The 3,522-nt window shown below is 64.8% G+C and carries 6 protein-coding genes; 2 read left to right on the top strand and 4 right to left on the bottom strand.

All coding sequences use genetic code 11. The features are described from left to right. Together AYR66_RS18500 and AYR66_RS18495 are read right to left on the bottom strand one after the other, a co-directional pair. The coding region (locus AYR66_RS18500; RefSeq protein WP_206047218.1) for a hypothetical protein at window positions 1–214 on the bottom strand (214 nt) is incomplete at its 3' end. 51 nt (window positions 215–265) lie between these two features. Further along, window positions 266–502 (bottom strand): hypothetical protein, encoded by a 237-nt coding sequence (locus tag AYR66_RS18495; protein ID WP_088708724.1) that lies wholly within the window; start codon window positions 500–502, stop codon window positions 266–268. A gap of 222 nt (window positions 503–724) precedes the next feature. Here AYR66_RS18495 and AYR66_RS18490 point away from each other — a divergent pair, with 222 nt between their 5' ends. Then, entirely contained in the window at window positions 725–1,576 is an 852-nt protein-coding gene (locus AYR66_RS18490; RefSeq protein ID WP_088709914.1) for a universal stress protein, read from the top strand. Here AYR66_RS18490 and AYR66_RS18485 read toward each other — a convergent pair whose 3' ends face one another. Both AYR66_RS18485 and AYR66_RS18480 read right to left on the bottom strand, forming a co-directional pair. After that, complete coding sequence (locus AYR66_RS18485; protein WP_088708723.1) at window positions 1,577–1,885, bottom strand: DUF1272 domain-containing protein; 309 nt, start codon at window positions 1,883–1,885, stop codon at window positions 1,577–1,579. Window positions 1,886–1,897: 12 nt separating this feature from the next. Continuing rightward, on the bottom strand, window positions 1,898–2,575 hold the full coding sequence (locus tag AYR66_RS18480) for a DJ-1/PfpI family protein (protein ID WP_088709913.1): 678 nt from the start codon (window positions 2,573–2,575) through the stop codon (window positions 1,898–1,900). A gap of 85 nt (window positions 2,576–2,660) precedes the next feature. Here AYR66_RS18480 and AYR66_RS18475 point away from each other — a divergent pair. Continuing rightward, window positions 2,661–3,522, top strand: an 862-nt coding sequence (locus AYR66_RS18475; protein ID WP_088709912.1) for a GlxA family transcriptional regulator, incomplete at its 3' end; no start/stop codon positions are given.

The raw sequence follows: 3,522 nt of genomic DNA, 5'->3' as shown, positions 1-3,522 counted from the left end.
TGGTGTCGGTGGTGCCGGACGCGATGGCGTCGCTAGAACCGCCGCAGGCCGCCAGGCCGGTGCCGAAGAAGGCCGTGGTGGCGAGGCCGAACGAGCCCTTGAGCAGCGAACGGCGGCTCAGGCGCGCCTGCAGGACGCTTTCGAAGGTCGGGTTGTTCGAGGTGTTGGTATCTTCCGGGTCGGCCAGCAGGTCCTGCCTGGTGAGGTCGTTCATTGCGTCAATCCTTTTTCTGGTGGTGGTGTTTTCTCAGCCCTGTGGATGCCTTCAATCGCGGCAGAGCGGAACCCGGCGGCCATCGGTGCCGGCGGTGTAGCCGTTTCCGGTTTTCCTGATCTTCACCGGTCCTTCGCCCTTGACCTCGACTTCGATTTCGTCGGTGGCACGCATCACGTTGGCCAGGCGCAAGTGGCCGTGCAGCAGGCGATAAGCGTCGCCGTCTCGCACGATGACGATGTCGGGATTCACGATGTCGATTCCGGAAAAATGAAGAAACTTGTCCACGGCGGCATGCTACGGGGCACGCATGACCGGGAAATGACAAAAAGATGAAGCTTTGATGACAGTTTTTTGATGACAAGCCTGGTCGTGCAGGGCTCCTTTTCCGGGATAGATTGACTCGGATCAATCGCAGTCCGTGCATTTGGCGGACTGTCGCCTATAGTGAAAGTGACAATTCGGGTGCCGGTTTACCGGAAGAACAAGCACTTCCTCCAGGAGGACGATATGTCTTACAAGACCATCCTCGTGCATGCCGACAAGTGCCGGCATGCCGCGCAGTACATTGACCTCGCGGCATCGATCGCGGTGCGGGAAGACGCGCACCTGGTCGGTGTGGCGACGACGGGCGTGTCGCACTACATCTACCAGTCCGGCATCATGGATCCGGCGATGGGGGCCTCGGGGAGCTATCTCGAACAGCACCTGGAGGCGCTACGCGAGCGCGGCCGCCATGCGCTCGACGATTTCGAGACCCGCATCCGGAAAACGGAAGTGCGCTCCTGGGAAAGCGCACTGCTCGACGATGAAGCCGGCGCCGGCCTCGCGCTGCGCGCGCGCTACGCCGACCTGCTGGTGGTCGGCCAGGTGAATCCCGACGAGCCGTCGCCGGTGGTGCTGCCGGACTTCCCGGAATATGTCGTGCTGAGCTGCGGCCGCCCGGTGCTGGTGGTGCCCTACGCCGGCCGTTTCGAACAGGTCGGCAAGCGCGTGCTGGTGGCCTGGGATGCGGGCGTGTCCGCCACGCGTGCGGTGGTCAATTCAATCCCGATGCTGCGGCACGCCGACATCGTCGAAGTGGCGGTATTCAATGCCGAGGATCGCGGCGATGCGCATGGCGAAATCCCGGGCGCCGACATCGCGCTCTACCTTGCGCGCCACGGCGTGAAGGTCAATGTGATCCGGCAGAAGACGCGCATCGACGTCGGCAGCTCGCTGCTGTCGCTGGCCGCCGACCTCGGGTCCGACATGCTGGTGACCGGCTGCTACGGCCACTCGCGCTTCCGCGAAATCATGCTCGGCGGCGTCACGCGCACGCTGCTGGAATCGATGACGGTGCCGGTGCTGATGTCGGCGTGATCACCTCTCGTGCGGCGGGATGTCCTTGATGCCCGCCGCGAATGCCCGGTGTGCCTGCACATCCACAGGCCGGTACACGACGCGGGTGCCGGCCGGATACTTCGCCAGCGAATTTTCATTCTTCAGGTTCGCCTTCGGCCTGACCGGGCGCGGCGCAAATCCGCCGCCGCAATTCGGACACACGTTGTCAAGCACCGATTCCGCACAGTCGCGGCAAAAGGTGCATTCGAAGCTGCAGATCATCGCCTCCGTCGAGTCGGGCGGCAACGGCTTGTTGCAGTGTTCGCAGCCGGGTCGCAGTTCAAGCATCACGGTTTCCTTTCACACCGGTACGGCAAAGATCTTCTGTTCCGCCTGTGCGAGGCGCTCGCCCTGGATCGCGCGCAGCCGTGCCACCAGTTCACTTCCCGCCTTGTCCGGCGTGCCGCAATCGAAGGGCGGTTGCGGATCGTACTCGAACGCCAGCTGCAGCACCTTCGCCATCTCTTCTCCGGCCAGCTCCGCCGCCAGCGTCAGCCCGAAATCGATGCCCGCCGTCACGCCGCCGCCCGAGATGCGATTGCGGTCACGCACCACGCGCTCCGCCACCGGGATTGCGCCGAAGCGGTGCAGGTAATCGCGCCACATCCAGTGGCAGGCCGAGCGATAGCCCTTGAGCAAACCGGCCGCACCGAGCAGCAGCGCGCCGTTGCAGACCGAAGCGACATAGCGCGCGCCCTCCGCCTGCCCGCGCAGGAAGGCGAGTACTTCCTCATCCAGCACCATGTCTCCCACGCCGAACCCGCCGGGCACGCACAGCACGTCAAGCTGCGGACAATCCGCGAACGACACGGTCGGGTTGATGCTGAAGCGCACGTCGGTCTCGACGGCTTCACAGCGCTTCCAGACGAGGTGGGTCTTCGCTCCCGGCACTCGGCTCAGGATTTGCGCCGGACCGGTCAGGTCGAGCTGTGTGACATTCGGAAACAGCAGGAAGCCGATATGGATGTTCGGGGTCATGGGGTGCTCCTTGTTGGCATCGATGCAGACCATTCTAGGCGCCAGGCGTCTGGCAGAAATGACAGTGAAGTGATAAATTCTGCCAATGCCCCACACCCTTGCCATCCTCGTCTTCGACGGCGTCCAGATCCTCGACGTCACCGGTCCGGCGTCAGTATTCGGCGGCGCCAACGATGCCTGCGGCCGCGTTTTCTATGACGTCCACATCGTCTCGGCGCGCGGCGGCGTCGTCCCCAGCAGCTGCGCCGCGCAGCTCGCCACGCGCGCCGTGCGCACGCTGCCGCCCGAGGACGTCGACATCCTGCTGATCGCCGGCGGCGACGAGCACGCGATCCGCAACCTCGCCCGCGACCGCATCCTGGCCGACTGGGTCAGCCGCACCAGCGCCGCGGCCAAGCGCTACGGCTCGATCTGCACCGGCGTCTTCATGCTGGCCGAACTCGGGCTGGTGGATGGCCGCCGGGTGGCAACGCACTGGTCGGCCTGCAAGGAACTGGAAGAAGACTTTCCCGCGGTGGACGTGGATGCCGACTCGCTCTATGTGGAAGACGGCCATGTGTGGACCTCGGCCGGTGTGACCACCGGCATCGACATGTGCCTGGCAATGGTCGAACGCGACCTTGGCGCCAAGATCGCCAACCGGATCGCGGCGCGGCTGGTGCTGTACGCACGGCGGCCCGGCTACCAGTCGCAGTTCAGCCCGGTGCTGAAGGCGCAGGCGAAGGCGGGCGCACCGTTCGGCAAGCTGATCGACTGGATGGCATCCAACCTGCATCAGCCGCTGGATGTGCCGCAGCTGGCGGAACGGATGGCGATGTCGGAGCGCAGCTTCTATCGCAAGTTCACAGCGGCGATGGGAGAGACGCCCGCGCGTTTCGTGGAAGTGCTGCGGCTGGATCGTGTGCGGCAGTTGCTGGAGGGCGGGCGCAGCTTGAAGGAGATCGCGG

It is taken from the genome of Noviherbaspirillum denitrificans, assembly GCF_002211445.1.
GTDB lineage: Bacteria > Pseudomonadota > Gammaproteobacteria > Burkholderiales > Burkholderiaceae_D > Noviherbaspirillum > Noviherbaspirillum denitrificans.
This window is presented reverse-complemented; position numbering and strand designations above follow the sequence as displayed.

Excerpts from the sequence above, each read along its gene's own strand:
- AYR66_RS18490 (WP_088709914.1), top strand. The coding sequence starts at position 725 with ATGTCTTACAAGACCATCCTCGTGCATGCCGACAAGTGCCGGCATGCC.
- AYR66_RS18485 (WP_088708723.1), bottom strand. The coding sequence starts at position 1,885 with ATGCTTGAACTGCGACCCGGCTGCGAACACTGCAACAAGCCGTTGCCG.
- AYR66_RS18480 (WP_088709913.1), bottom strand. The coding sequence starts at position 2,575 with ATGACCCCGAACATCCATATCGGCTTCCTGCTGTTTCCGAATGTCACA.